Origin of the sequence: Streptomyces roseolilacinus, assembly GCF_014649335.1 — a bacterium.
In the GTDB taxonomy this organism is placed as follows: Bacteria; Actinomycetota; Actinomycetes; order Streptomycetales; family Streptomycetaceae; genus Streptomyces; species Streptomyces roseolilacinus.
In genome coordinates this window covers 96,279-116,558 of record NZ_BMSV01000008.1, presented here as the reverse complement: position 1 = coordinate 116,558, position 20,280 = coordinate 96,279, and the positions used below count along the sequence as shown (strand labels likewise).

The 20,280-nt window shown below is 76.0% G+C and carries 22 protein-coding genes; 9 read left to right on the top strand and 13 right to left on the bottom strand.

The genetic code is table 11. The features are described from left to right. The first annotated feature begins 32 nt into the window (after positions 1-32). The gene (locus IE106_RS20320; RefSeq protein WP_189536109.1) at positions 33-800 is read left to right on the top strand and encodes an MBL fold metallo-hydrolase; all 768 of its coding nucleotides are present in this window, start codon (positions 33-35) and stop codon (positions 798-800) included. Next, positions 797-1,435 (top strand): DedA family protein, encoded by a 639-nt coding sequence (locus tag IE106_RS20315; protein WP_189536108.1) that lies wholly within the window; start codon positions 797-799, stop codon positions 1,433-1,435. Before IE106_RS20320 ends, IE106_RS20315 begins: the two co-directional genes overlap by 4 nt. Positions 1,436-1,444: 9 nt before the next feature. Here the strand turns inward: IE106_RS20315 and IE106_RS20310 are convergent, their stop codons facing one another. Genes IE106_RS20310 through IE106_RS20300 form a run of 3 tightly spaced genes read right to left on the bottom strand, consistent with a single transcriptional unit; the run spans position 1,445 to position 4,543 of the window. Next, on the bottom strand, positions 1,445-2,476 hold the full coding sequence (locus IE106_RS20310; protein WP_189536106.1) for an MBL fold metallo-hydrolase: 1,032 nt from the start codon (positions 2,474-2,476) through the stop codon (positions 1,445-1,447). Next, a complete protein-coding gene (locus IE106_RS20305) occupies positions 2,473-3,744 on the bottom strand; it encodes an aminotransferase class I/II-fold pyridoxal phosphate-dependent enzyme (protein WP_189536104.1) in 1,272 nt (423 codons plus the stop codon). Before IE106_RS20305 ends, IE106_RS20310 begins: the two co-directional genes overlap by 4 nt. A gap of 46 nt (positions 3,745-3,790) precedes the next feature. After that, a complete protein-coding gene (locus IE106_RS20300) occupies positions 3,791-4,543 on the bottom strand; it encodes an ANTAR domain-containing response regulator (RefSeq protein ID WP_189536102.1) in 753 nt (250 codons plus the stop codon). A 204-nt stretch (positions 4,544-4,747) separates the two neighbouring features. Here IE106_RS20300 and IE106_RS20295 point away from each other — a divergent pair, with 204 nt between their 5' ends. Next, positions 4,748-5,995, top strand: coding sequence for a PAS domain-containing protein (locus IE106_RS20295; RefSeq protein ID WP_189536099.1), 1,248 nt, complete (start codon positions 4,748-4,750; stop codon positions 5,993-5,995). An 86-nt stretch (positions 5,996-6,081) separates the two neighbouring features. On the opposite strand, the gene IE106_RS20290 is transcribed toward IE106_RS20295, so the two are convergent. Continuing rightward, a complete protein-coding gene (locus IE106_RS20290) occupies positions 6,082-6,873 on the bottom strand; it encodes an RNA polymerase sigma factor SigF (protein WP_189536097.1) in 792 nt (263 codons plus the stop codon). Between the two features lie 808 nt (positions 6,874-7,681). Then, entirely contained in the window at positions 7,682-7,852 is a 171-nt protein-coding gene (locus tag IE106_RS20285) for a hypothetical protein (protein WP_189536095.1), read from the bottom strand. A 150-nt stretch (positions 7,853-8,002) separates the two neighbouring features. Here IE106_RS20285 and IE106_RS20280 point away from each other — a divergent pair, with 150 nt between their 5' ends. From IE106_RS20280 to IE106_RS20270, 3 genes are read left to right on the top strand one after another with little or no spacing between them, the layout of a single operon-like run. Further along, a complete protein-coding gene (locus tag IE106_RS20280) occupies positions 8,003-8,365 on the top strand; it encodes a DUF2795 domain-containing protein (RefSeq protein WP_189536093.1) in 363 nt (120 codons plus the stop codon). A 33-nt stretch (positions 8,366-8,398) separates the two neighbouring features. Then, entirely contained in the window at positions 8,399-8,827 is a 429-nt protein-coding gene (locus IE106_RS20275) for a CBS domain-containing protein (RefSeq protein ID WP_189536091.1), read from the top strand. Between the two features lie 22 nt (positions 8,828-8,849). Continuing rightward, positions 8,850-9,401: a type 1 glutamine amidotransferase domain-containing protein gene (locus tag IE106_RS20270; RefSeq protein ID WP_189536089.1), complete on the top strand. Its 552-nt coding sequence runs from the start codon at positions 8,850-8,852 to the stop codon at positions 9,399-9,401. 75 nt (positions 9,402-9,476) lie between these two features. Here the strand turns inward: IE106_RS20270 and IE106_RS20265 are convergent, their stop codons facing one another. Beyond that, a complete protein-coding gene (locus IE106_RS20265) occupies positions 9,477-10,052 on the bottom strand; it encodes a TIGR03086 family metal-binding protein (protein WP_189536087.1) in 576 nt (191 codons plus the stop codon). Positions 10,053-10,186: 134 nt separating this feature from the next. Between IE106_RS20265 and IE106_RS20260 the strand changes: the two genes are divergently transcribed. Then, positions 10,187-11,350, top strand: a complete 1,164-nt coding sequence (locus IE106_RS20260) for a baeRF2 domain-containing protein (RefSeq protein ID WP_189536085.1) — start codon at positions 10,187-10,189, stop codon at positions 11,348-11,350. 305 nt (positions 11,351-11,655) lie between these two features. On the opposite strand, the gene IE106_RS20255 is transcribed toward IE106_RS20260, so the two are convergent. The 3 genes from IE106_RS20255 to IE106_RS20245 are packed head-to-tail and all read right to left on the bottom strand — an operon-like array spanning position 11,656 to position 15,135. After that, positions 11,656-13,500 carry a transketolase gene (locus tag IE106_RS20255; RefSeq protein WP_189536083.1) on the bottom strand — a complete coding sequence of 615 codons (1,845 nt, stop codon included), beginning with the start codon at positions 13,498-13,500 and terminating at the stop codon, positions 11,656-11,658. A 1-nt stretch (position 13,501) separates the two neighbouring features. Then, positions 13,502-14,839 carry an NAD(P)/FAD-dependent oxidoreductase gene (locus IE106_RS20250; RefSeq protein ID WP_189536081.1) on the bottom strand — a complete coding sequence of 446 codons (1,338 nt, stop codon included), beginning with the start codon at positions 14,837-14,839 and terminating at the stop codon, positions 13,502-13,504. Between the two features lie 26 nt (positions 14,840-14,865). Continuing rightward, positions 14,866-15,135 carry a hypothetical protein gene (locus IE106_RS20245; RefSeq protein ID WP_189536079.1) on the bottom strand — a complete coding sequence of 90 codons (270 nt, stop codon included), beginning with the start codon at positions 15,133-15,135 and terminating at the stop codon, positions 14,866-14,868. Between the two features lie 138 nt (positions 15,136-15,273). Here IE106_RS20245 and IE106_RS20240 point away from each other — a divergent pair, with 138 nt between their 5' ends. Together IE106_RS20240 and IE106_RS20235 are read left to right on the top strand one after the other, a co-directional pair. After that, the gene (locus IE106_RS20240; protein WP_189536077.1) at positions 15,274-16,077 is read left to right on the top strand and encodes a class I SAM-dependent methyltransferase; all 804 of its coding nucleotides are present in this window, start codon (positions 15,274-15,276) and stop codon (positions 16,075-16,077) included. A gap of 24 nt (positions 16,078-16,101) precedes the next feature. After that, a complete protein-coding gene (locus IE106_RS20235) occupies positions 16,102-16,452 on the top strand; it encodes a VOC family protein (RefSeq protein ID WP_189536075.1) in 351 nt (116 codons plus the stop codon). Between the two features lie 229 nt (positions 16,453-16,681). On the opposite strand, the gene rocD is transcribed toward IE106_RS20235, so the two are convergent. The 4 genes from rocD to IE106_RS20215 all read right to left on the bottom strand — a co-directional run bounded on the left by rocD (position 16,682) and on the right by IE106_RS20215 (position 20,182). Then, complete coding sequence (gene rocD, locus IE106_RS20230) at positions 16,682-17,929, bottom strand: ornithine--oxo-acid transaminase (RefSeq protein WP_229840625.1); 1,248 nt, start codon at positions 17,927-17,929, stop codon at positions 16,682-16,684. Next, complete coding sequence (gene ddaH / locus IE106_RS20225) at positions 17,929-18,723, bottom strand: dimethylargininase (RefSeq protein ID WP_189536539.1); 795 nt, start codon at positions 18,721-18,723, stop codon at positions 17,929-17,931. Before ddaH ends, rocD begins: the two co-directional genes overlap by 1 nt. A 176-nt stretch (positions 18,724-18,899) precedes the next feature. Continuing rightward, the gene (locus IE106_RS20220) at positions 18,900-19,427 is read right to left on the bottom strand and encodes an Lrp/AsnC family transcriptional regulator (protein WP_189536073.1); all 528 of its coding nucleotides are present in this window, start codon (positions 19,425-19,427) and stop codon (positions 18,900-18,902) included. A 176-nt stretch (positions 19,428-19,603) separates the two neighbouring features. Next, positions 19,604-20,182, bottom strand: a complete 579-nt coding sequence (locus IE106_RS20215; RefSeq protein WP_189536071.1) for a GNAT family N-acetyltransferase — start codon at positions 20,180-20,182, stop codon at positions 19,604-19,606. Positions 20,183-20,280: the final 98 nt, after the last annotated feature.

Sequence of the window (20,280 nt, the reverse complement as noted above, 5' to 3'; positions counted from 1 at the left end):
CGCCGGAGGCGGCGCCGCTCTACGCTCGTGGCATGGAGGTCACCTGGTGGGGCCACGCCACCTGCACGGTCGAGGACTCCGGTGTGCGGGTGCTGACGGACCCGCTGTTCACGCGGCGGCTCGCGCACCTGCGCCGGCGCCGGGGCGCGCTGCCGCCGCCCGAGGCGGCGCTGGCCGACCTGGTGCTCGTGTCGCACCTGCACGCGGACCACCTGCACCTGCCCTCGCTGGCCCGGCTCGCGCCCGGCACGCGGCTGGTGGTGCCGCGCGGCGCGTCCCGGACGGTGCCGGGGCTGCGGCGGCTGGCGGGGCTGCGGATCACCGAGGTCGGCGCCGGCGACGAGGTGCGGGCGGGACCGGTGGTGGTGCGGGCGGTGCCGGCCGCGCACGACGGGCGGCGGCTGCCGGTGGGGCCGCACCGCTCCCCCGCGCTCGGGTACGTGGTCCGGGGCGCGGCGCGCACCTACTTCGCCGGGGACACGGGGCTGTTCGACGGGATGGCCGCCGCGGTCGGCGAGGTCGACGTGGCGCTCCTCCCGGTCGGCGGGTGGGGCCCGTTCCTGGGCCACGGCCACCTGGACGCGCGGCGCGCCGCGCAGGCCCTGGCGTCGCTGGCGCCCCGGGCGGCGGTGCCGGTGCACTACGGCACGTACTGGCCGGTCGGGATGGACGCGGTGCGGCCGCACGAGTTCCACGCGCCGGGCGGCGAGTTCGCCCGGCTCGCGGCGCGGCTGGCGCCGGACGTGGCGGTGCACCCCCTCGGGCACGGGGAGAGCCTGCGGCCGGGGGCGGCGCGGTGATCGGGGAGCTGGCCGGCCAGCTGCCCCCGGAGGAGGCGCGGCGGGTGGTGGGCTACCCGGCGCTGTTCCTGCTGGTCGCGCTCGGCGCGCTGGTGCCGGTCGTGCCGACGGGGGCGGTCGTCAGCTCGGCGGCGGTCGTGGCCTCCCACCAGGCGGCGCCGCTCGCGCCGCTGTTCGTCTTCCTGGTGGCCGCGGCGGCGGCGCTCGCGGGGGACGCGGCGCTGTACTGGCTGGGGCGGCGCGGGGTCACCTCGCGGGGCGGGTCGCGGTGGCTGGCGGCGCTGCGGGCCCGGGCGGCGCCGGACCGGCTGGAGCGGGCCCAGGCGAGGCTGCGGGAGCACCGGGTGCCGGTGCTGGTGCTGTCCCGGCTGGTGCCGGCGGGGCGGATCCCGGTGATGCTGGCGTGCCTGCTGGCACGGATGCCGGCGGCCCGGTTCGTACGGAGTGACGTGCCGGCGGTGCTGGCGTGGACGGCGACGTACCAGCTGATCGGGGTGGCGGGCGGGGCGCTGTTCCCGCGGCCCTGGCAGGGGGTGGCGGCGGCGGTGGCGCTGGCGCTGCTGGTCGGCGCCGCGCCGCGGGCGTGGCGGTGGGCGCGGCGGCCGCGGCGCGGAGGCTCCGGCTCCGGCGGATGAGGGGCGCGGTCACTCCAGGACGCGGGACTCGCCGACCGCCAGGTCCCAGAGGCGGTCGCGGGGCAGGCCCGCGGCCCCCCAGGCGGCGTGGAGGCGGGTCAGGGGCTCCATGACCGGTTCGGAGGACAGGACGAAGGTCGCCCAGTGCATCGGGGCCATGACGCGGGCGCCGAGGTCCTGGAAGGCGCGGACGGCCTCCTCCGGGTCGGTGTGGACGTCGCCGAGCCACCAGCGGGGGGCGTACGCGCCGATGGGCATCAGCGCCAGGTCGATGCCGGGGTGGCGGTCGGCGATGCGGCGGAACCAGTGGCCGTAGCCGGTGTCTCCGGCGAAGTACACCCGCCTCCGGTGGTCGCCGAGGACCCAGCCGCCCCACAGGGAACGGCAGGTGTCGGTGAGGGTCCGCTTGGACCAGTGGTGGGCCGGGACGAAGTCGAAGCGGACGCCGCGCAGCTCGGCCGACTCCCACCAGTCGAGCTCGGTGACGGTGGTGAAGCGGCGGCGGCGGAACCAGCGGCCGAGGCCGGCCGGGACGAACAGCGGCGTGGCGCGCGGGAGCCTGCGCAGGGTGGACGCGTCCAGGTGGTCGTAGTGGTTGTGGCTGATGACGACCGCGTCGACGGGCGGCAGGTCCTCCCAGCGGACGCCGACGGGCGTGACGCGGGGCGGGGTGCCGAGGATGCGGCGGGACCACACGGGGTCGGTGAGGACGGTGAGGCCGCCGACGCGGACGATCCAGCTGGCGTGGCCCGCCCAGGTGACGGCCACCGTGTCCGGGTCGGCGGGGGGCAGCGGGCCGGGGGCGAACGGCAGCCGGGGGACGTCGCGCAGGCCGTCGCTGCCGGGGCGTACGGCGGCGGAGCCCTCGCGGACCAGGCGGGCGAAGGCGCGGACGCCGGGCAGCGGCGCGGTGAGCCGGCCGGCGAAGGAACGGGGCCAGGCGCGGATCTCGCCCAGCGGCCGGGGCACCGGCCGGACGGCCGGGCCGCGCCCCGGGGGCGCGGAGGGGGCGGTGAGCTCGGTGGGCGTGCCGTCCGTCATCTGCGGGCTCCTCCGGCGGTCTCGGCACGGTCCGCGCGCGGGGTGACCTCGCGGAGCGCGGCCGACAGGGCCTCCAGGGCCCCCGTCACGTGCGGCAGGTCGAGGGGGTCGTCGGCGGTGAGGGCCTCCAGCCGTTCGGCCTGGGTGGCGCCCAGCAGCGGCGTGGTGGCGAGGCGGACGCGCAGGGCGCCGAGTTCGTCGCCGAAGCGGTGGCCGCCGGGGACGGGGGCGCCGAGGCGCGCGGACAGGTGGTCCTCCAGCTCGATGGAGTCGGTGACGCCCCGTGCGGCGAGGGGGCCGCGGAACGGGTCGAGGTCCACGTACAGGTGGCGGCCGGCCTCGGGCGGCAGGGCGAGGGCCCCGGCGGCGAGCACCGTGCGGTGCGCCTCGGCGGCCACGCGGGCGTGGAGGGCGGTCGCGGCGGCGTTCCGCGCGGTGACGGCCTCCGGCTCGTCGAGGGCGTGGGCGACGGCCGCGGCCAGCGGGCCGGGCAGGTCGGCGCCGAGCGCGGTGAGCACGTCGAGGGTGCGGGCGCGGTGGGCGGCGCCGGCGGGGCCGGCGGGGAAGCGGGCGACGGCGGCCGGCCAGGCGGCGGGGGTGACGGCGCCGGCGAGGTCGCACAGGACGGTGACGTCGTCGGGGCACATCTCGGCGGGGCTGACGAAGACGGTGTCGTGCGGCCGGTGCACGGTGTCCCGCCAGGTCTCGTCGCTGACGACGTGCAGGCCCTCCCCGACGGCCGCCTCGCACGCCTCGCGGACGAGTTCGGGCGGGGTGACGGTGCCGGTGGGGTCGTCGGCGACGCTGAGCAGCAGGACGGCGGGGCGGCCGCCCTCCGCGCGCACCCGCCGCACGGTCTCCAGCAGGGCGTACGGGTCGGGGACCCCGCCGCACTCGGCGGGCGTCGGCACGTGGTAGGCGGGCAGGCCGAGGAGGCGGGCCTGCGGGGGCCAGGAGAGCGGGCAGGGGCGCGGCATCAGCACGTCGCCGCCGTGCGCGGCGAGCAGCGCGGTCAGCAGCGGCCCGGTGCCGGGCGAGGCGGCGAGGTCCTCGGGGTGGCAGCGCAGGCCCCGCCGTGACCAGTAGCCGCAGGCCGCCTCGCGCAGGACGGGGCCGCCGCCCGGGGGTTCGGGGTCGGGCCGGGAGGCGGCGGCCGCCAGCAGCCCGGCGAGCTCCTCGACGACGGGGAGACCGGTGTCGGGGGCGGGCGGGGCGTAGCGCACCTGCCCGTGCCCGTGGGAATGCCCGGAAGAAGGGCTGCGCGTCACCAGGACCTCCCGTACGTCTGCGGACCCGAACCCTTTATACGGAGATTCACGGGGCTTCGCCGTTCGGGGAGCGGGCGGCCGCGTGCGGCGGGGCGAGCCGGGCCAGCTCCTTCTCCAGCCCCCGGCCGCGGGTCCGCACCACCTGCGCGGCCACGTCGGAGAGCTTGCGGTTGGTGAGCTGGGAGACGCGCCGCAGCACGGCGTACGCCTCCTCGACGCCGCAGCCGAGGACGTGCATGACGATGCCGCCGGCCTGGTCGATGACGGGCCGGGAGCGCAGCGCGGACTCCAGCTGGCCGACCTCGGTGAGGGCGGCGCGGTAGCGGCGGTCGCGGACGAGGCCCGCGGTGGCCTCCTCGCCGAGGACGGCCGCCGGGCCGCGCGCGGCGTTGGCCAGGGAGCCGGGGCGGAAGCCGTACAGGTTGAGGGTGACCAGCACACCGGCGCGGTGGAACGGCAGCGTGACGCTGGAGCGCACCCCGGCGCCGAGGGCGGCGGCGCGGTAGGCGGGCCACCGCTCGTCATGGAGCAGGTCCCCGGCGACGACGGGTTCGCCGCTGTCGAGGGCCACCCTGATGGGCCCGTCGCCCGAGTCGAGCTGGACGCCGACGAGGACGGCGAGGTCCGGGTGCGTGGCGGTGGTGCGGCGCTCGCCCTGCTCCCCCTCTTCCTCGTCGCCGAGGGTCGCCACCGCGCCGCAACAGGCCGGGACGGAACGGACGCACTGCTCGGCCAGCCGCTGGAGCCGGCGGACGGCGAACGCCGAGTCGGGTGCTTCGTACTCGGGCTCGATCAGCATGGGGGCGGCATCTCCTTCCGGGGTGCGGCTGCCCGCTGCGCGTCCGGTGAAACGGTGCAGCGTGGCGGGGCGGGTGCGCGGTTACCGTGCTGATATGCGGACAACAGGGCATACGACCGAAGGGCGCACGCGGGTGTGCGCTCCGGAGTGCGGTGCTGGAGCGGGAGCCGGGGTGGAGATGCCGGGCGGAGCGGGGGCCTTGGGATGAGCGAGACCGGCGCGTTCGGCGAGGACCTCGCGGACTTCGTCCGCCGGGTGGCGGAACTGCGCAGCGCCCGCGCCCTGCCGCCGGAGGAGCAGCGGGGCGTGCTGGACGCCGCCCTCTTCGAACTCCAGCACGCGGCGGAGACCCTGTGGCCCCGCTACGAGCGGCTGGCGGCGCGCGCCCCGGAGGGCACGTCCGCGGAACGGCAGGAACGCCAGCTGCTGAAGACGGTGTTCCAACGGCTGCCGCTGCCCGTGGCGCTGGTCGACCGGGACACGGTCGTCCGGCGGATGAACCTGGCCGCGACGACGCTCACCGGCGTCCGGGCCGGATACGCCACGGGCCGCCCGCTGTCCGCGCTGTTCACCCCGGGCGACCGGGCGCCGTTCCGCACGCAGGTCGCCGCCACCGCCCGCGGCGAGGGCGGGCGGAGCCTGACGGTACGGCTCCAGCAGCGGCCGAAGGAGCCGGTGCGGGCCACGCTCGCCGCGCTGATCCTCCCCGGGGAGCCGCAGCAGACCGTCGCGGTCGTCCTCCAGCCCGGCGCCGCCGGCGCCGGACCGACCGGACCCGCCGGGATCGGACGGCGCTCCTCCGCCACGGGGGACGCGGCGCTCCCCACGGCGCCGGCCGGGGCGCGCGGGCGGAGCCGGCGGCTGGGAAGCGCGCCGGACCTCGCCGAGGTCACCGAACGGGCCGGGACGCTGGACCTGGTCGACGCCGTCGCGACGGCCCTGCTGCGCACCACCCCGGGAGACGCGCGGGGCGCCCTGGAGGCGGCGGCGCGGGTGCTGCACGAGCGGTTCGCGGACTGGGTGATCGCCGACCTCGCGGCGGACGGGCCCGCCGGTCCGGCGCGCCGCGCGATGGTACTCGGGCCACCCGACGACGGCGCGCTGGCGAAAACGCTCCTCGACCAGGACCCGGCGGACTGCCCCCTGGTCACGGAGGTCGCGGCCGGTGGATCGGCCTCGCTCCAGGTGCGCCCCGAGGACGCCCTGGCGCTCGGTACGGACCCCGGCGGGGCGGCCGTGCTGGTACGCGCCGAGGTCAGCTCGCTGCTGTGCCTGCCGGTCGTCGGCGACGCCGCCGCGACGGGTGGCGCCACGGGGCCGGAGGTGCTGGGCGTCCTGACCCTGCTGCGCACCCGGGCGCGGCGGGCGTTCTCGATGGCGGAGGCCCAGGCCGCCGACGCGCTGTCCCGCCACGTCGGACTGGCCATGCGCCGCCCGGGCCCACCCGCCTAGGAGCCCGCCGGACCGAGGGCGCCACGGGGGCCCGCAGGGCGTTTCGGTGGGGAGGCGGCCGGATGCGGGCGGTGGCACCGGGCGGCCTACGCGGCGTCCCGCATGATGTCCTCGCGCAGCCGGCTGCAGCAGCGGCTGATGAGGCGGCTGACGTGCATCTGGGAGATGCCGAGGTCCTCGGCGATGCTGCTCTGCGTCATGTCGCGGAAGAACCGCATGTAGAGGATCTTCTGCTCGCGCTCCGGCAGCGTGCGGAGCCTCGGCTTGACCGCCTCCCGGTCGACGACCACGTCGAGGGCCGGATCGGGCCCGCCCAACGCGTCGACGAGGGTGTAGCCGTCCTCCGTGCCGGGCAGTTCGGCGTCGAGCGACAGGGCGGTGAAGCTGTCGAGGGCCTCCAGGCCGGCGACGGCCTCCTCCTCCGTCATCCCCGCCTTCCTGGCTATCTCCGCCACCGTCGGGGCACGGCCGCCGACCGAGTGCGAGAGCTCCTGGTAGGCCGTGCGGACCCGGCCGCGCAGGTCCTGGACCCGGCGCGGCACGTGCAGGGTCCACATGTGGTCCCGGAAGTGCCGCTTGATCTCACCGGTGATGGTGGGCACGGCGAAGCTCTCGAAGGCCGCGCCGCGCGAGGGGTCGTACCGGTCGACCGCCTTGACCAGGCCGAGCGCGGCGACCTGCTTGAGGTCCTCCAGCGCCTCGCCCCTGTTGCGGAACCGGCCGGCCAGCCGGTCCGCCATGGGCAACCAGGCGCTCACGATGTCCTGGCGCAGCCGGTCCCGCTCCTCCCCGGGCGGCAACGTCGCCAGACGCTGGAACGCCTCGGCGGTGTCGGGGGCGTCATCGTGCGGATGCTTCGTGTGAGCGAGCGTAGGCATGTGGTTCTCAGCTCCCTGAACGGCGCTGACGGTTGGCTGTCACCCCGGGAAGCTCCGCTCGGACCGGACGTGGACACGCACGCCCGGAGCGGCGGTCCGCTCCCACGGGCGTGCCTCCGGTCCGAAGCACGAGATGCGCCTGCCCGGGGCCCGCGGTGGCAAACGCCTTGAACCCACTCTCCGACCGATCACCCGGAACGGCCCGCGCAGGACGGGACCAAGGCGGCGGCGGCCACCGGCCCCACCGGTCGGTTCGGGATGCGCGCCGCGGTATACCCGCAGATCCGGCACGCCACCCCGAGGACGTGGGGAACGGGTGCGGCGGGGTGGCGACCGGGGGGACGGTGTTGCGCCGTTCGGGTGAGGCGCCCCCCTTTTTTGGGCGCCTTCGGCTCCGGGGCGGCAAAGCCTGCGCCGACGGTCGACCGTGCTCGCCCCCCTTTTTTGGGGGCGCCTTCGGCTCCGGGGCGCTGGGAGCCTGTGCCGACGGTCGACCGTGCTCGCCCCCTCCTTCGTCGGGGGCTGCGCGCGCTCTCCCTTTCGGCACAGGCGCGCCCCTTCGCCTCAGGCGCCGGGCACAGGGTGGGAGCCTGCAGGGCCACAGTCGGACGAGCCGCCGGTTTGTTCGCCGGGTGTGGGGTGGACGCTCTTCCTTTGGGCGCGGGCGCGCCCCTTCGCCTCAGGCGCCGGGCACAGGGCGGGAGCTGCAGGGCCACAGTCGGACAAGCCGCCGGTTTGCTCGCCGGGTGTGGGGTGGACGCTCTTCCTTTGGGCGCGGGCGCGCCCCTTCGCCTCGGGCGCCGGGCGTTCAGGGCAGGGGGGTGTCGCCTCCTTCGGCCGTCGCGGGGTCCTTCGCCTCGGTCGCCGGGTCGGTGGGGTCGGCCGGCAGGACGAGGTCCTCGTAGCCCGCCATCGCCATGACCACCGCGAGCATCGCGGGCGGCAGCAGCACGGCGATCAGTACGGCCGTCACGTCCATCGCCCGTCCCTCCGTCCGAACCCGGTCGGCCGCAGCGGCGAGTCCCCTGCCCCCTCGCGCTCAAACCGGCGGGCGGCGACCTGCGGGGTTTGCGGCGGCCGCGTCGGGTACCCGCCCGGCGACCGACACCAGCGCACCTGGGAGGGCGCCATGCAGCGAGGCAGCGACCGGCTCAGCCGGCGTCAGGACGACGCGATGAAGCACCAGCTCGAAGGGCTGCTCCGGTCAGGCCACCCCACTCGGACGGAGGAGTGGCACGACCCCGAGCCGGTGGCCGACGACGACCCGGACCTGGCCTACGGGCGCGTACCGGGCGACACGTTCGAGGCGCTGCGCCTGGAACTGGCCCGGCACCTCGCCCGCACCCCGTTCCCGGCGCACCGGGGAGACCTGTTGCGCGTCCTGCGGGAGCGGCACGCCCCCGATCCGCTCGCGCAACGTGTGGAGGACCTCCCCGGGGACCGCACGTACCGCAGCGTGCAGGACGTGGCAGTCGCCCTGCACCGCAGGTGACGACGAGGGGCGACGGAGGGAGTGACGACAGCCGTGGCACAGCTCGTGAGAGAGGTCATGACGGCGGGCGTCGCCGCCGTCCGCCCCGACGCCTCGCTGGTCGAGGCGGCCCAGCTGATGCGGGCGCAGGACATCGGCGACGTGCTCGTCGCCGACGGGGACCTGCTCGTCGGGGTGGTGACGGACCGGGACATCACCGTACGGGCGGTCGCCGAGGGCGCCGACCCGCTGACCGTGAACGCCGAGACGGTGTGCACCCCGGACCCCGTGTGCGTGGGTCCGGACGACGAGGTGGCGACCGCCGTGCGGCTGATGCGGCGGCACGCCGTACGGCGGCTGCCGGTGGTCGAGGACGGCCGGCCGCTCGGCGTGGTCAGCCTCGGGGACCTGGCGATCTCGCAGGACCCGGAGTCGGCCCTCGCGGACATCAGCAGGGCGGAACCCAACACCGAAACCGTATGAGGACGAGGAAGGGGCACTCATCGTGCGCATAGCTTTTCTCATGGCGCCCGAGGGCGTGGAGCAGGTCGAGTTCACCAAGCCGTGGCAGGCGGTGACCGACGCCGGGGACTCCCCCGAGCTCGTCTCCACGAAGCCGGGGAAGATCCAGGCGTTCCACCACCTGGACAAGGCCGACACGTTCCCCGTCGACCGGACGGTCGACGAGGCGTCGCCGGACGACTACGACGCGCTGGTCCTGCCGGGCGGCGTCGCCAACCCCGACGCGCTCCGCATGGACGAGAAGGCCGTGGCCTTCGTCCGCGGCTTCTTCGAGGCCGGCAAGCCGGTCGCGGCGATCTGCCACGCGCCGTGGACCCTCGTCGAGGCGGACGTCCTGCGCGGGCGGCGCCTCACGTCGTGGCCGAGCCTCCGCACGGACATCCGCAACGCGGGCGGCGAGTGGGTCGACGAGGAGGTCGTCGTCTCCGACGACGGGCGCGGCACGCTGGTCACCAGCCGCAAGCCGGACGACCTGCCCGCCTTCTGCTCGGCGTTCACCGAGGAGTTCCGCAAGGCCGGCGCCCGGGCCGCCTGACCGCCCCGGCCGCGCACCGCGCCCCACGGGCCCGGTGCGCGGCGCCGGCATCACCCCACCGCCGCCGTTCCCCTCTCAGGGGCGGCGGCCCAGCGAGTTCAGGAGCTTCGTCTGCGCGTCGGCGCCCGGCGCCGGCGGTACCGGGTCGGCGAAGAGGCCCGAGGAGGGCAGCGAGTCGGCGTACGGGGCGAACTCCTGGAGGGCGAAGTCCACCAGCGCCGGCGGGATCCGCTCCTCCGCGCCGATCGCCCGCGACAGGTCCCAGGAGTGGACCACCGCGTCCGCCGTCATCTGGGAGCAGTAGGCGGTGGCCGCCGTGTCGCCGGACGACAGGCTGACCGTGCGGTCCAGGGCGCCCTCCTCGCGGAAGGCGTCCCGCGCCGCCGCCGCGGCGCGGTCCCACGCGGCGACCGGGTCGTCACCGAGGACGTCGCCGTCGTACCGGTCGCCGACCTCCGCGACGGTCCGCCCCTCGCGCACCAGGTCGACGACCCACATCTGCTCGCCGGCCAGGTGGTTGACCAGGTCGCGGACGGACCACTCGCTGCACGGGGTGGGCGCGTCCCACTGGTCCCCCCTGATCGCGTGGACGCGCGACGAGAACAGGTCGAGCGCCTCCGCGTGCCGGTCGAGGAGCGGGCTGCCGGACATGGGTCACCTCCGCGTCGTGTCGGACTTCCACTCTGTGCGGGGACGCCGGTCCACGCGACAGCAGCGCACCCGTGTGGCGGCCGGGCCCACGGGTACTCGGGCGAGACGGACATTCCGGCCTCCGGGAGGGAGCCATGCAACTCGCCTTTCTGACCAGTCTCTACGACCGTCCGGGCCCCTGGGCGAGCGTGTACCTCGACACGTCACGGATGGACGAGTCCGCCCAGTGGCGCCAGGAGCTCACGGCGCGCAACGCCTGCGAGGAACTCGCCGCCCAGGGCTGCGACGAGGCGACCGTGCGGGCCGTCCACGAGGCGCTGTCCGACTGGCCGCGCCCCGCGGGCGAGGCCGGACGCGCGGTGTTCGCCACGCACGGCGAGGTCGTCCTCGACCCGCCGCTGGCCGTACGGCCGCTCGCGCCGTCCCAGGTGTACTGGTCGGCGCTGCCCCGGCTGGGGCCGCTGCTGGACCTGGCGGCGCAGGAACCCGTGTGCCTGGTCGCCTACATCGACCGGACCGGTGCCGACCTGGAGCTGCGCAGCCCCATCGGGGCGGTGCCGGCCGGGCAGGTGCAGGGCCGGGACTGGCCGCTGCACCGCACGTCGAGCAACGCCTGGTCCGAACGCCACTTCCAGCTCAGCGTGGAGAACACCTGGGAGGAGAACGCGCAGAAGATCGCCGACGCGGTCGCGGACGCCGTGCCGGGGCTCGGCGTCGACCTGGTCGTCCTGGCGGGCGACGTCCGCGAGCGCCGCTCGGTCCACGAGCGGCTGCCCGCCGCCCTGACGGCCGACGTGGTCGAGAGCGAGCACGGCGGCCGGGCCGCCGGCGCGCGCCGGGAGCGGCTCGACGACGACGTGCGGGCCGCCAAGGAGGCGTTCCTGCGGCGTACCGCCGAGGCGGAACTGGACCGGTTCCGGGCCGCCCGCGCCGCCGAGGGCGCGAGCGCGGCCGGGGCGTCCGCCGCCGAGGGGGTGCCCGCGCTGGTCGAGGCGGCCCGTGAGCACCGGATCGCGGAGCTGCTGATACGGCCCGAGGGGCCCGACGCGCACCGCCAGGTGTGGGTGGGCGCCCAGCCGGACCAGGTGGCGGTGCGGCGTACGGAGACGCAGTACCTGGGCGACACCGAGCCGCTGCCCGCGCGGGCGGACGACGCGCTGCTGAGGTCGGCGCTGGCCACCGGCGCGGACGTGCTGCGCGTACGGCCGGAGATCGAGGACGACCTGCCCGTCGGCGGGCTGGGCGCGCTGCTGCGCTGGCCGTACGACGAGAAGGAGACCGAAGCGGCCACCATGTGAGCCGACCGGCCGGCCGTCGGCGGCCGGTGCGGGCTATACAGGACCGGGGCGCCCGTCAGCCCTCCGCGCGGACGGGCGCCTTCGCCGTGCGAGGGCCTTGGTGGTGGGAGGGGCCTTGGTGGTGGGAGGGGCCTTGGTTGCTTGATCGTGCGGGTCTTCGCCGTGCGTGCGCGGGGGTCGGGTGCGGGGCCCGCCGGGTGCGGGGCTCGCCGGGTGCGGGGCTCGCCGGATGCGGGGACGGGGAGGACGGAGAAGGGCGCCGACGGCCGTGAGGCCGTCGGCGCCCCGCACCGCCGCGGGGCGGCTCAGGGGGCGATCACCCGCTCGACGAGGAGCTTCACCGCGGCGGCGATGGACTCGGCGTCGATGCCCGCCGCGTGCAGCTGCTCCTGCGGGGCGGCCGAGGTGGGCATGTTCCGCACGGCCAGCCGGGCCATCCGGGGGGCGGGGCGGCCGTCCGCGAAGACCTCGGCGACGGCGTCGCCCAGGCCGCCCTCCGGGTGGTGGTCCTCGACCGTCAGCAGGCACCCGGTCTGCCCGGCGGCCTCGTGGAGGGTGTCCGCGTCGACGGGCTTGACCGAGTACAGGTCGATGACGCGGACGGGGATGCCGTCGCGTTCCAGCACGTCGGCGGCCTTGAGGGCCTCGTGGACGGTGGTGCCCGCCGCGACGACGGTGACCTTGTCCCCGTCGTGGCGGCGCAGCACCTTGCTCCCGCCGATCGGGAACTCCTCGTCGGGCCCGTACAGGACGGGCAGGTCGCCGCGGGTGGTGCGCAGGTAGCGGATGCCGTCGAGGTCGGCCATGGCGGCGACGAGGCGGGCCGTCTGGTTGGCGTCGCACGGGTAGAGGACGGTGCTGCCGTGGACCGCGCGGAGCATCGCCAGGTCCTCCAGGCCCATCTGGGACGGGCCGTCCGGGCCGATGGCGACACCGGCGTGCGAGCCGACGAGATTGATGCCGGCGCGGCTGACGGCGGCCATCCGGATGAAGTCGTGGGCCCGGGTGAGGAACGCGGCGAACGTCGACGCGTACGGCACGTAGCCGCGCGCGGCCAGGCCGACCGCGGCGGCGACCAGCTGCTGTTCGGCGATGTAGCACTCGAAGTACCGGTCGGGGTGGGCCTTCGCGAAGAACTCCGTCCGCGTCGAGTCGCTCACCTCCGCGTCGAGGGCGACGACCCGGCCCAGGGCCGAGCCGACCGCTTCGAGCGCGTGCCCGTACGCCGTGCGGGTGGCGACCTCGTCGCCCACGTCGAACCGCGGCAGCTCGGGCCGGGTGTCCCGCGGCACGGCCGGCGGCTCGCCGTCCGGCGGGGCCTGGACCCGGACGCGGGTGTTCCGTACGCCGCCGAGTTCGGCGATCGCCGACCCGGCGTCCGGCAGGGGCTTGCCGTGCAGGCCCTCGCGGTCCTCGGCGGCCTCGACGCCGCGGCCCTTGTGGGTGCGGGCGAGGATCGCGGTGGGCTGCCGGGTGGTGGAGCGGGCCTCCGCGAAGGCGGCGTCCAGGGCCCGCACGTCGTGGCCGTCGACCTCGACGATGTGCCAGCCGAAGGCGTGGAGGCGGCGCGCGTACGCGTCCAGGTCGTGTCCGTGGCGGGTGGGGCCGCGCTGGCCCAGCCGGTTGACGTCCACGACGAGGGTGAGGTTGTCGAGGTGGTGGTACGCGGCGTGCTCGACGGCCTCCCAGACCGAGCCCTCCGCCATCTCGCTGTCGCCGGACAGGACGTACACGCGGTACGGGAGCCGGTCCAGGCGCTGCCCGGCGAGGGCCATGCCGACGGCGACGGGCAGGCCCTGCCCCAGGGAGCCGGTCGCCACGTCCACCCAGGGCAGCCGGGGCGTGGGGTGGCCCTCCAGGCGGCTGCCGAGGGTGCGGTAGGTGAGGAGTTCGTCCTCGTCGACGGCGCCCGCGGCCCGGTACAGGGCGTACAGCAGGGGCGAGGCGTGGCCCTTGGAGAGGACGAGCCGGTCGTTGGCCGGGTGGTCGGGGCGGTCGAAGTCGTAGCGCAGGTGGTGGGCGAGCAGGACGGCCGCGATGTCGGCCGCCGACATGGAGGACGTGGGGTGGCCGGATCCGGCCGCGTCCGAGGCGCGCACCGCGTCGGCGCGCAGCTGCTGGGCGAGTTCGGTGAGTTCCTCGGGTTCCATGTCACTCCTCGCGGGGGCCGGGGCCGGTCTTGGCCAGTTCGGGTGACGCCGTGTCGAGGGGGACCTGCCAGGAGCGGACCAGGCCGAGCTGCACGGCCTGGCGGGGCAGCGCGGCGTCGAGCAGCCAGTCGGCGGCCACCCTGACCCGGTTGCCGGGCATGGCGGCCAGGTGGTAGCCGCGGGTGACGGCCCCGGCGACGATCCCCGACAGGGGGACGCCGAGCGGGTTGGCGGCGGCCTTGACCCCGCCGAGGTCGACGGCGAAGCCCAGGTCGCTGTGCCGGTACGGGGCGGGGTCGCCGACGCCGAGGGAGGCGGCGACGTTGCGGGCGGCCACCTTGCCCTGCCGAGACGCGTGCTGCGCCGTCATGGGGGTGAACTCGCCGGGCCGGTGCAGGTCCGGTACGGCGGCGGCGTCGCCGCACGCGAAGACGCCCGGCCGCCCCGGCACCTCCAGCTGCGGGGTGACGACCAGTCGGCCGCGTTCGACGGGCAGTCCGAGCTGGGAGACGAGCGGGTCGGGGCGCACGCCGACGCACCAGATGAGGGAGCGCGTCTCGACGAACTCCCCGCTGTCCAGCAGGACGCCGCGGGACGTGGACTCCTTGACGGAGGTGCCCATGCGGACGTCGACGCCGCGGGAGCGGAGCACCTGGTCGGCCGTGTCGGACAGGCGCCTGTCGAGTCCGGGCAGGACGCGGTCGGCGACGTCCAGGAGCATCCAGCGGGGCCGTACGTCCTTCGGCCAGGCGGGGTGCTTGCGCACCAGCGCGTCGGTGAACATCTTCCCGTGGGCGGCGACCTCCGTGCCGGTGTAGCCGGCGCCGACCACGACGAAGGTGCAGCGCGAGGTGCACTCGGCGGGGTCCGCCGCGGACGCCGCGAGTTCCACCTGGCGGGTGACGTGGTCCCGCAGGTAGAGCGCCTCGGGCAGGCCGCGGAAGCCGGTGGCGTTCTCCGCGACGCCCGGGATGGGCAGCAGCTTGCTGACGCTGCCGACGGCGAGGACCAGCCGGTCGTAGCCGAGTTCGCCCTCCGTGCCCTCCGGGTCCGTGAAGTGGACCTTGCGCGCTTCGAGGTCGACGCGTCCGGCCTCGCCGAGGACGAGCCGTACGTGGCGGAGGGTGCCGGGCAGGGACACGGTGACGCGGCGGGGTTCCAGGACGCCGGCGGCGACCTGGGGCAGCAGCGGCAGGTAGAGGAAGTAGTCCGTGGGGTTGAGCAGGACGATCTCGGCGCGGCCGCGCAGCGTGCGGGAGAGTTCGCGGGCGGTCTGGTAGCCGGCGAAACCGGCTCCGACGATGAGGACGCGCGGGCGGCGCCGCGGCTGGGTGGTCACTGGGCCTCCCGTGGATGGGGTGGGGTTCAGGCTCGGTGGTGCGGTGTCTCCGGGTCGGTGGGCGGTCCGGGCGGCGCGACCGGGGCGGGCGGGGTCCCGGGGGCGACGACGCGTACGTCGTCCGCCTCGGCGCCGGGTCCGGCGGGCTCCGGTCGCGGGGGGCGCGGCGGGTGGTGTTCGGCGGTGCGGGCGGCGCGCCGGCGGACCGCCGTGACGAGGGCGGCCAGCAGGGCACCCCCGAGCGCCGCGGCTGCCGCCCGCACCGGCTGCCGGGACCGCGGTGTCTTCTTCATCATGCGAGCCCGGGTACCCGGAGGTCCGGGCGGTTAACAACCGCACACCGACTGTCCACATGGCGAGAAAGGCGTCTCGCGATGCGGCGGGGTGCCGTAGCGTCGCCACCCTGACCTTCCCGAGGGAGACGGAGCAGGGTGATGAAGGACGTCGTCTACACGCACGGGCACCACGAGTCGGTACTGCGCTCGCACCGCTGGCGCACGGCGGAGAACTCGGCGGCGTACCTGCTGGGCGAGGTGCGCCCCGGCCTCGACGTGCTGGACGTGGGGTGCGGCCCCGGCACGATCACGGCGGACCTGGCCGCGCGGGTCGCGCCGGGCCGGGTGACGGCGGTGGACGCGTCCGCCGGCGTGCTGGACCAGGCGCGGGCGGTGGCGGCCGAACGGGGCCTGGACAACGTCGTGTTCGCGGTGGCGGACGCCCACGCGCTGGACTTCCCCGACGACACGTTCGACGTGGTCCACGCCCACCAGGTGCTCCAGCACGTGGGTGATCCGGTCGGCGCGCTGCGCGAGATGCGGCGGGTGTGCCGCCCCGGCGGGGTCGTCGCCGTACGCGACAGCGACTACGCGGGGTTCACCTGGTTCCCCGAGGTGCCGGCGCTGACGGAGTGGCAGGAGCTGTACCGGCGGGTGGCGCGGGCCAACGGCGGTGAGCCGGACGCCGGGCGGAGGCTGCTGTCGTGGGCCCGGCGGGCGGGGTTCGCCGACGTCACGCCGAGCGCCGCGGCGTGGTGCTTCGCCACCCCCGGGGACCGCGCCTGGTGGAGCGCGCTGTGGGCGGACCGCACGACGGAGTCGGGGTACGCGCGGCAGGCGGTGGAGGGCGGCCACACGACGCCGGAGCGGCTGGCGGCCGTCGCCGAGGGGTGGCGGGAGTGGGGGCGCAGCGACGACGGCTGGTTCACCGTGCCGCACGGCGAGATCCTCTGCCGGGTGTGATCCGACCCAACTACCCTGGGCGGCATGGAGATCCTCGGTACCACACTGCGCGTCTGCGTCGACGACCTGGACGCCGCGGCGGAGTTCTACGAACGGCTCACGGGCGCGCAGGCGCTGCGGTTCGAGCGCGGCGGGGTCCGCGTCGCCGCGGTCGGCTGCTTCCTGCTGATGAGCGGACCCGAGTCGGAGTTGGAGGTGCTGCGCAAGGTCACGGCGACGATCGCGGTGGCCGACGTGGACGCGGCGCACACGACGCTGACCGAGGTGGGCGCGAAGGTCCTGGCCGGCCCGGTGCCCACCCCGGTGGGCCGCAACCTGATCGCGATCCACCCGGACGGCTCCGTCTTCGAGTACGTGGACCGGCGCACCGCCTGACGGGTGGGGCCGGGCCTCCGGGCGCGGAACGGGCCCCGCCGGTCCTTGGACGTCGACGGACCGGCGGGGCCCTCGCGACCGCACGCCGCGCGGGGACCGGTGGGGGCGCGGCGGTGGGGGTGCGGCGCGGTGGGACCGGGCCGTCGGCGCCGGCGGTGAGGGCGCGGTGACGACCCGGCCCCGGCGGGCCGGCCCGGCCGTGCGGCGGGGGCCGGCCCGTGCCGGAGGGCTACGCCGACAGGACCTTCTCCAGGGCCGCGAGCGCGGTCCGGAGTTCCTCCTCCGTGATGGTCAGCGGCGGCGCCAGCCGGATGGTGGACCCGTGGGTGTCCTTGACCAGCACGCCTTCGGCGAGCAGGCGCTCGCTGATCTCCCGCCCCGTGCCGATCGCGGGGTCGATGTCCACGCCCGCCCACAGCCCGCGGGCCCGGTAGCCCGTGACGCCCGCGCCGGTGACCGCGGCCAGGCCCCGGTCCAGCACCTCGCCCAGTTCGGCGGCCCGCCGCTGGAACTCGCCGGTGGCCAGCAGGTCGAGGACCGCCGAACCGACCGCCGCCGCCAGCGGGTTGCCGCCGAACGTCGAACCGTGCTCACCCGGCCGCAGGACGGCGAGCACCTCGCGGCGGGCGACCACCGCGGAGACCGGGACGATGCCGCCGCCCAGGGCCTTGCCCAGGAGCAGGACGTCCGGGACCACCCCCTCGTGCTCGACCGCCAGCGTGCGGCCGGTGCGCCCCAGGCCCGACTGGATCTCGTCGGCGATGAACAGGCACCCCGCACGGCGGGTGAGTTCGCGGACCCCGGTGAGGTAGCCGTCGTCGGGGATGACGACGCCGGCCTCGCCCTGGATGGGCTCGATCAGCACGGCCGCCGTCGTCTCGTCCACGGCCGCCTCCAGCGCGGCGAAGTCGTTGTACGGGACGACGCGGAAGCCGGGGGTGAAGGGCCCGAAACCGGCTCGGGCCGTCTCGTCCGTCGAGAAGCTCACGATCGTCGTCGTGCGGCCGTGGAAGTTGCCGTCGGCGACGACGACGGTCGCCCGGTCCGGGGCGACGCCCTTGACCTCGTACGCCCACTTGCGGGCCACCTTGACGGCGCTCTCCACCGCCTCGGCGCCGGTGTTCATCGGCAGCACCGTGTCGAGGCCGGTCAGCTCGGCCAGCCGCTCGGCGAAACCGGCCAGCCGGTCGTGGTGGAAGGCCCGCGAGGTGAGGGTGACCTCGTCGAGCTGGCGGCGCGCGGCCTCGACGAGCGCCGGGTGGCGGTGGCCGAAGTTGAGGGCGGAGTAGCCGGCCAGCATGTCGAGGTAGCGGCGGCCCTCGACGTCCTCGACCCAGGCGCCCTCCGCCCGGGCCACCACGACGGGCAGCGGGTGGTAGTTGTGCGCGACGACCGGGGATTCGGCGCGGATCAGCTCCGCCGACGAACGGGTCTCGGAGGCGGACCGGGGCGCGGGGACGGTGGTGGGGCTGGTCATCAGCGGATCTCCTGGGTGCAGCACTTGATGCCGCCGCCGGCCTTGCGGAACTCCGAGAGGTCGACGGGGACGGGGACGTATCCACGGTGGGCGAGCTGGTCGATGAGGCCGTGCGCCTGCGGGGCGACGAAGACGTGGCGGCCGTCGGACACGGAGTTGAGGCCGAACGCCAGGGCGTCCTCCTCGGTGGCGATCACCGCGTGCGGGTACAGCCGCCGGAGGACCTCGCGGCTGCCCGGGGAGAACGCCGCCGGGTAGTACGCGATGTCACCCGCCCCGCCGTCCTCGCCGTCCTCCTCGCCGAGGAAGAACAGCGCGGTGTCCAGGTGGTAGAAGCGGGGGTCCACCAGGTCGAGGCTGATCACGGGCCTGCCGAAGAACTCCTGCACCTCGCGGTGGGCGGCCCTCTCCGTGCGGAAGCCGGTGCCCGCGAGGACGAAGCGGCCGGCCGGGACGAGGTCGCCCTCGCCCTCGCAGACCGGCCCGGAGACGTGGACGTCGTAACCGGCCGCCTTGAACCAGGCCTCGTACGCCGCCGACTCCGGGCGCCGCTCGGGCGCGTGGAAGGACGAGCCGAAGACGCGGCCGTCCACGACGAGGGCCGCGTTGGCCGCGAACACCATGTCGGGCAGCCCCTCCACCGGGGCGACGGTCTCGACGGTGTGGCCGTGGTCGCGGTACGCCTGGACCAGGTTCCCCCACTGGTCGCGGGCGAGCGCGGGGTCGACCGGTGCGTCCGTGTCCATCCACGGGTTGATGGCGTAGCGCACCTCGAAGTGGCGCGGCTCGCACATCAGATAGCGCCTGCGACTCGGGGTGCGGCCGAGCGGGGCACGTCCTACGGGCACGGGGGATTCCTCCGCTTCCTGCGGTGACGATCGGGGACGCTCTCACCGTAGGAAGCGGCCGGCACGCCGGACAAGGAAGGGGAGCTGCGCGCATACGCAGGAATGCTGCGCGGTTCGGCGCCTCAGAGCAGGTTTGCTGCGCGGCTCGTCGCGTCGCGGGACGCGGCGTCCGGCGCGGACTCGCTGGCCCCCGCCTCCGGGCTCTCCGGCAGCAGGTGGGACAGCACCATGTAGCTGATCGTCTTGCGGATGAAGGGTTCGCTGCGGATCCGCTCCAGCACCTCCTCGAAGTGCTCCACGTCGGTGGCCCTGATGTGGAGGAGGGCGTCGGCGGCCCCGGTCACCGTCATGGCCGCCGCGATCTCCGGGTACTTGCGCGCCACCTCCGCGAGGCGCCTGGGCGGCGCAGCGCTGTCGCAGTACACCTCGATGTACGCCTCCGTGCGCCAGCCGAGGGCGGCGGGGCGGACGGTGGCCCGGAATCCGGTGATCACATCGGTCTTCCGCAGCCGGTCCACCCGGCGTTTGACGGCGGTGGCCGACAGGCCGATGCTCGCGCCGATCTCGGCGAAACTCGCCCGGGCGTTCTCCATCAGGGTCGCGACGATCTTCCGGTCGAGCTCGTCGAACGGCGGGGACTTGGCGGTCATGGCGGGCGATCTTCTCCTCGTGCCGCCCCGGGCGGGGGCTTTCCGCCCCCATCTTGCCGGAACCCGCCCGCCCGGAACCGGACCGAGGGGCGCCCCGGGGACGGCGGCCCCGCCCGCCGGGCCCCGGGGAACGGGGGCGGCGGCCCCGTACGTGACCGGTCCGGCCCCCGCGGAGGTCAGCGGCGGGGGGCGCCGACCGGCGGGAGGGGCATCTCGGCGGTGATCGCCCAGCGCTCGTGGTCGCGCCACTCCCCGTCGACGCGGAGCATCGCCGGGGAGTAGCCCTCGTGACGGAATCCGGCCCGGCGCACGAGGGCGAGGGAGTGCTCGTTGCCCGGCTGGATGTTGGCCTCCAGCCGGTGCAGTCCCAGGGGGCCGAAGGCGTGGCGCAGGACGAGCGCGAGGGCCTCGCTCATCAGGCCGCGCCCGGCGGCGTGCGCGAAGGCGCCGTACCCGAGGGCGCCGCACTGGAACGAGCCCCGGACGATGTTGTTGATGTTGACGAACCCGGCGATGCCGCCGTCGTCGCGACGGCAGACCAGGTACCCGAGGCGGGCCGGGTCCTCCAGGAGCGCGCGGGCGTAGTCGGCGTACGCGGCGGCGGTGCCGGGCGGGAAGAGCCACGGCCGGTGCAGGTCCTCGCTCTCCCGCGCCCGGGCGGTGAACTCCTCGGCGTCCTCGTACCGGAAGGGGCGCAGGCCCACGCGGGGGCCCGCGGTCAGGTACGGGGGGTGCGGGGTGCGGACGTCGGCCATCAGGCCAGCGTAGGCCGTGATCACCACCCGGCCCAAGCTTGTCAGACAAGTATGGATTGCCTGGTGGGCGGCGCGCGGCATACCGTGCGGTGGATCGG

Bases quoted from the DNA above. Each gene is read 5' to 3' on its own strand.
- IE106_RS20320 (WP_189536109.1), top strand. From the start codon at position 33: ATGGAGGTCACCTGGTGGGGCCACGCCACCTGCACGGTCGAGGACTCC.
- IE106_RS20310 (WP_189536106.1), bottom strand. From the start codon at position 2,476: ATGACGGACGGCACGCCCACCGAGCTCACCGCCCCCTCCGCGCCCCCG.
- IE106_RS20300 (WP_189536102.1), bottom strand. From the start codon at position 4,543: ATGCTGATCGAGCCCGAGTACGAAGCACCCGACTCGGCGTTCGCCGTC.
- IE106_RS20295 (WP_189536099.1), top strand. From the start codon at position 4,748: ATGAGCGAGACCGGCGCGTTCGGCGAGGACCTCGCGGACTTCGTCCGC.
- IE106_RS20290 (WP_189536097.1), bottom strand. From the start codon at position 6,873: ATGCCTACGCTCGCTCACACGAAGCATCCGCACGATGACGCCCCCGAC.
- IE106_RS20285 (WP_189536095.1), bottom strand. From the start codon at position 7,852: ATGGACGTGACGGCCGTACTGATCGCCGTGCTGCTGCCGCCCGCGATG.
- IE106_RS20280 (WP_189536093.1), top strand. From the start codon at position 8,003: ATGCAGCGAGGCAGCGACCGGCTCAGCCGGCGTCAGGACGACGCGATG.
- IE106_RS20265 (WP_189536087.1), bottom strand. From the start codon at position 10,052: ATGTCCGGCAGCCCGCTCCTCGACCGGCACGCGGAGGCGCTCGACCTG.
- IE106_RS20260 (WP_189536085.1), top strand. From the start codon at position 10,187: ATGCAACTCGCCTTTCTGACCAGTCTCTACGACCGTCCGGGCCCCTGG.
- IE106_RS20255 (WP_189536083.1), bottom strand. From the start codon at position 13,500: ATGGAACCCGAGGAACTCACCGAACTCGCCCAGCAGCTGCGCGCCGAC.
- IE106_RS20245 (WP_189536079.1), bottom strand. From the start codon at position 15,135: ATGATGAAGAAGACACCGCGGTCCCGGCAGCCGGTGCGGGCGGCAGCC.
- IE106_RS20240 (WP_189536077.1), top strand. From the start codon at position 15,274: ATGAAGGACGTCGTCTACACGCACGGGCACCACGAGTCGGTACTGCGC.
- IE106_RS20235 (WP_189536075.1), top strand. From the start codon at position 16,102: ATGGAGATCCTCGGTACCACACTGCGCGTCTGCGTCGACGACCTGGAC.
- rocD (WP_229840625.1), bottom strand. From the start codon at position 17,929: ATGACCAGCCCCACCACCGTCCCCGCGCCCCGGTCCGCCTCCGAGACC.
- ddaH (WP_189536539.1), bottom strand. From the start codon at position 18,723: ATGTGCGAGCCGCGCCACTTCGAGGTGCGCTACGCCATCAACCCGTGG.
- IE106_RS20220 (WP_189536073.1), bottom strand. From the start codon at position 19,427: ATGACCGCCAAGTCCCCGCCGTTCGACGAGCTCGACCGGAAGATCGTC.
- IE106_RS20215 (WP_189536071.1), bottom strand. From the start codon at position 20,182: ATGGCCGACGTCCGCACCCCGCACCCCCCGTACCTGACCGCGGGCCCC.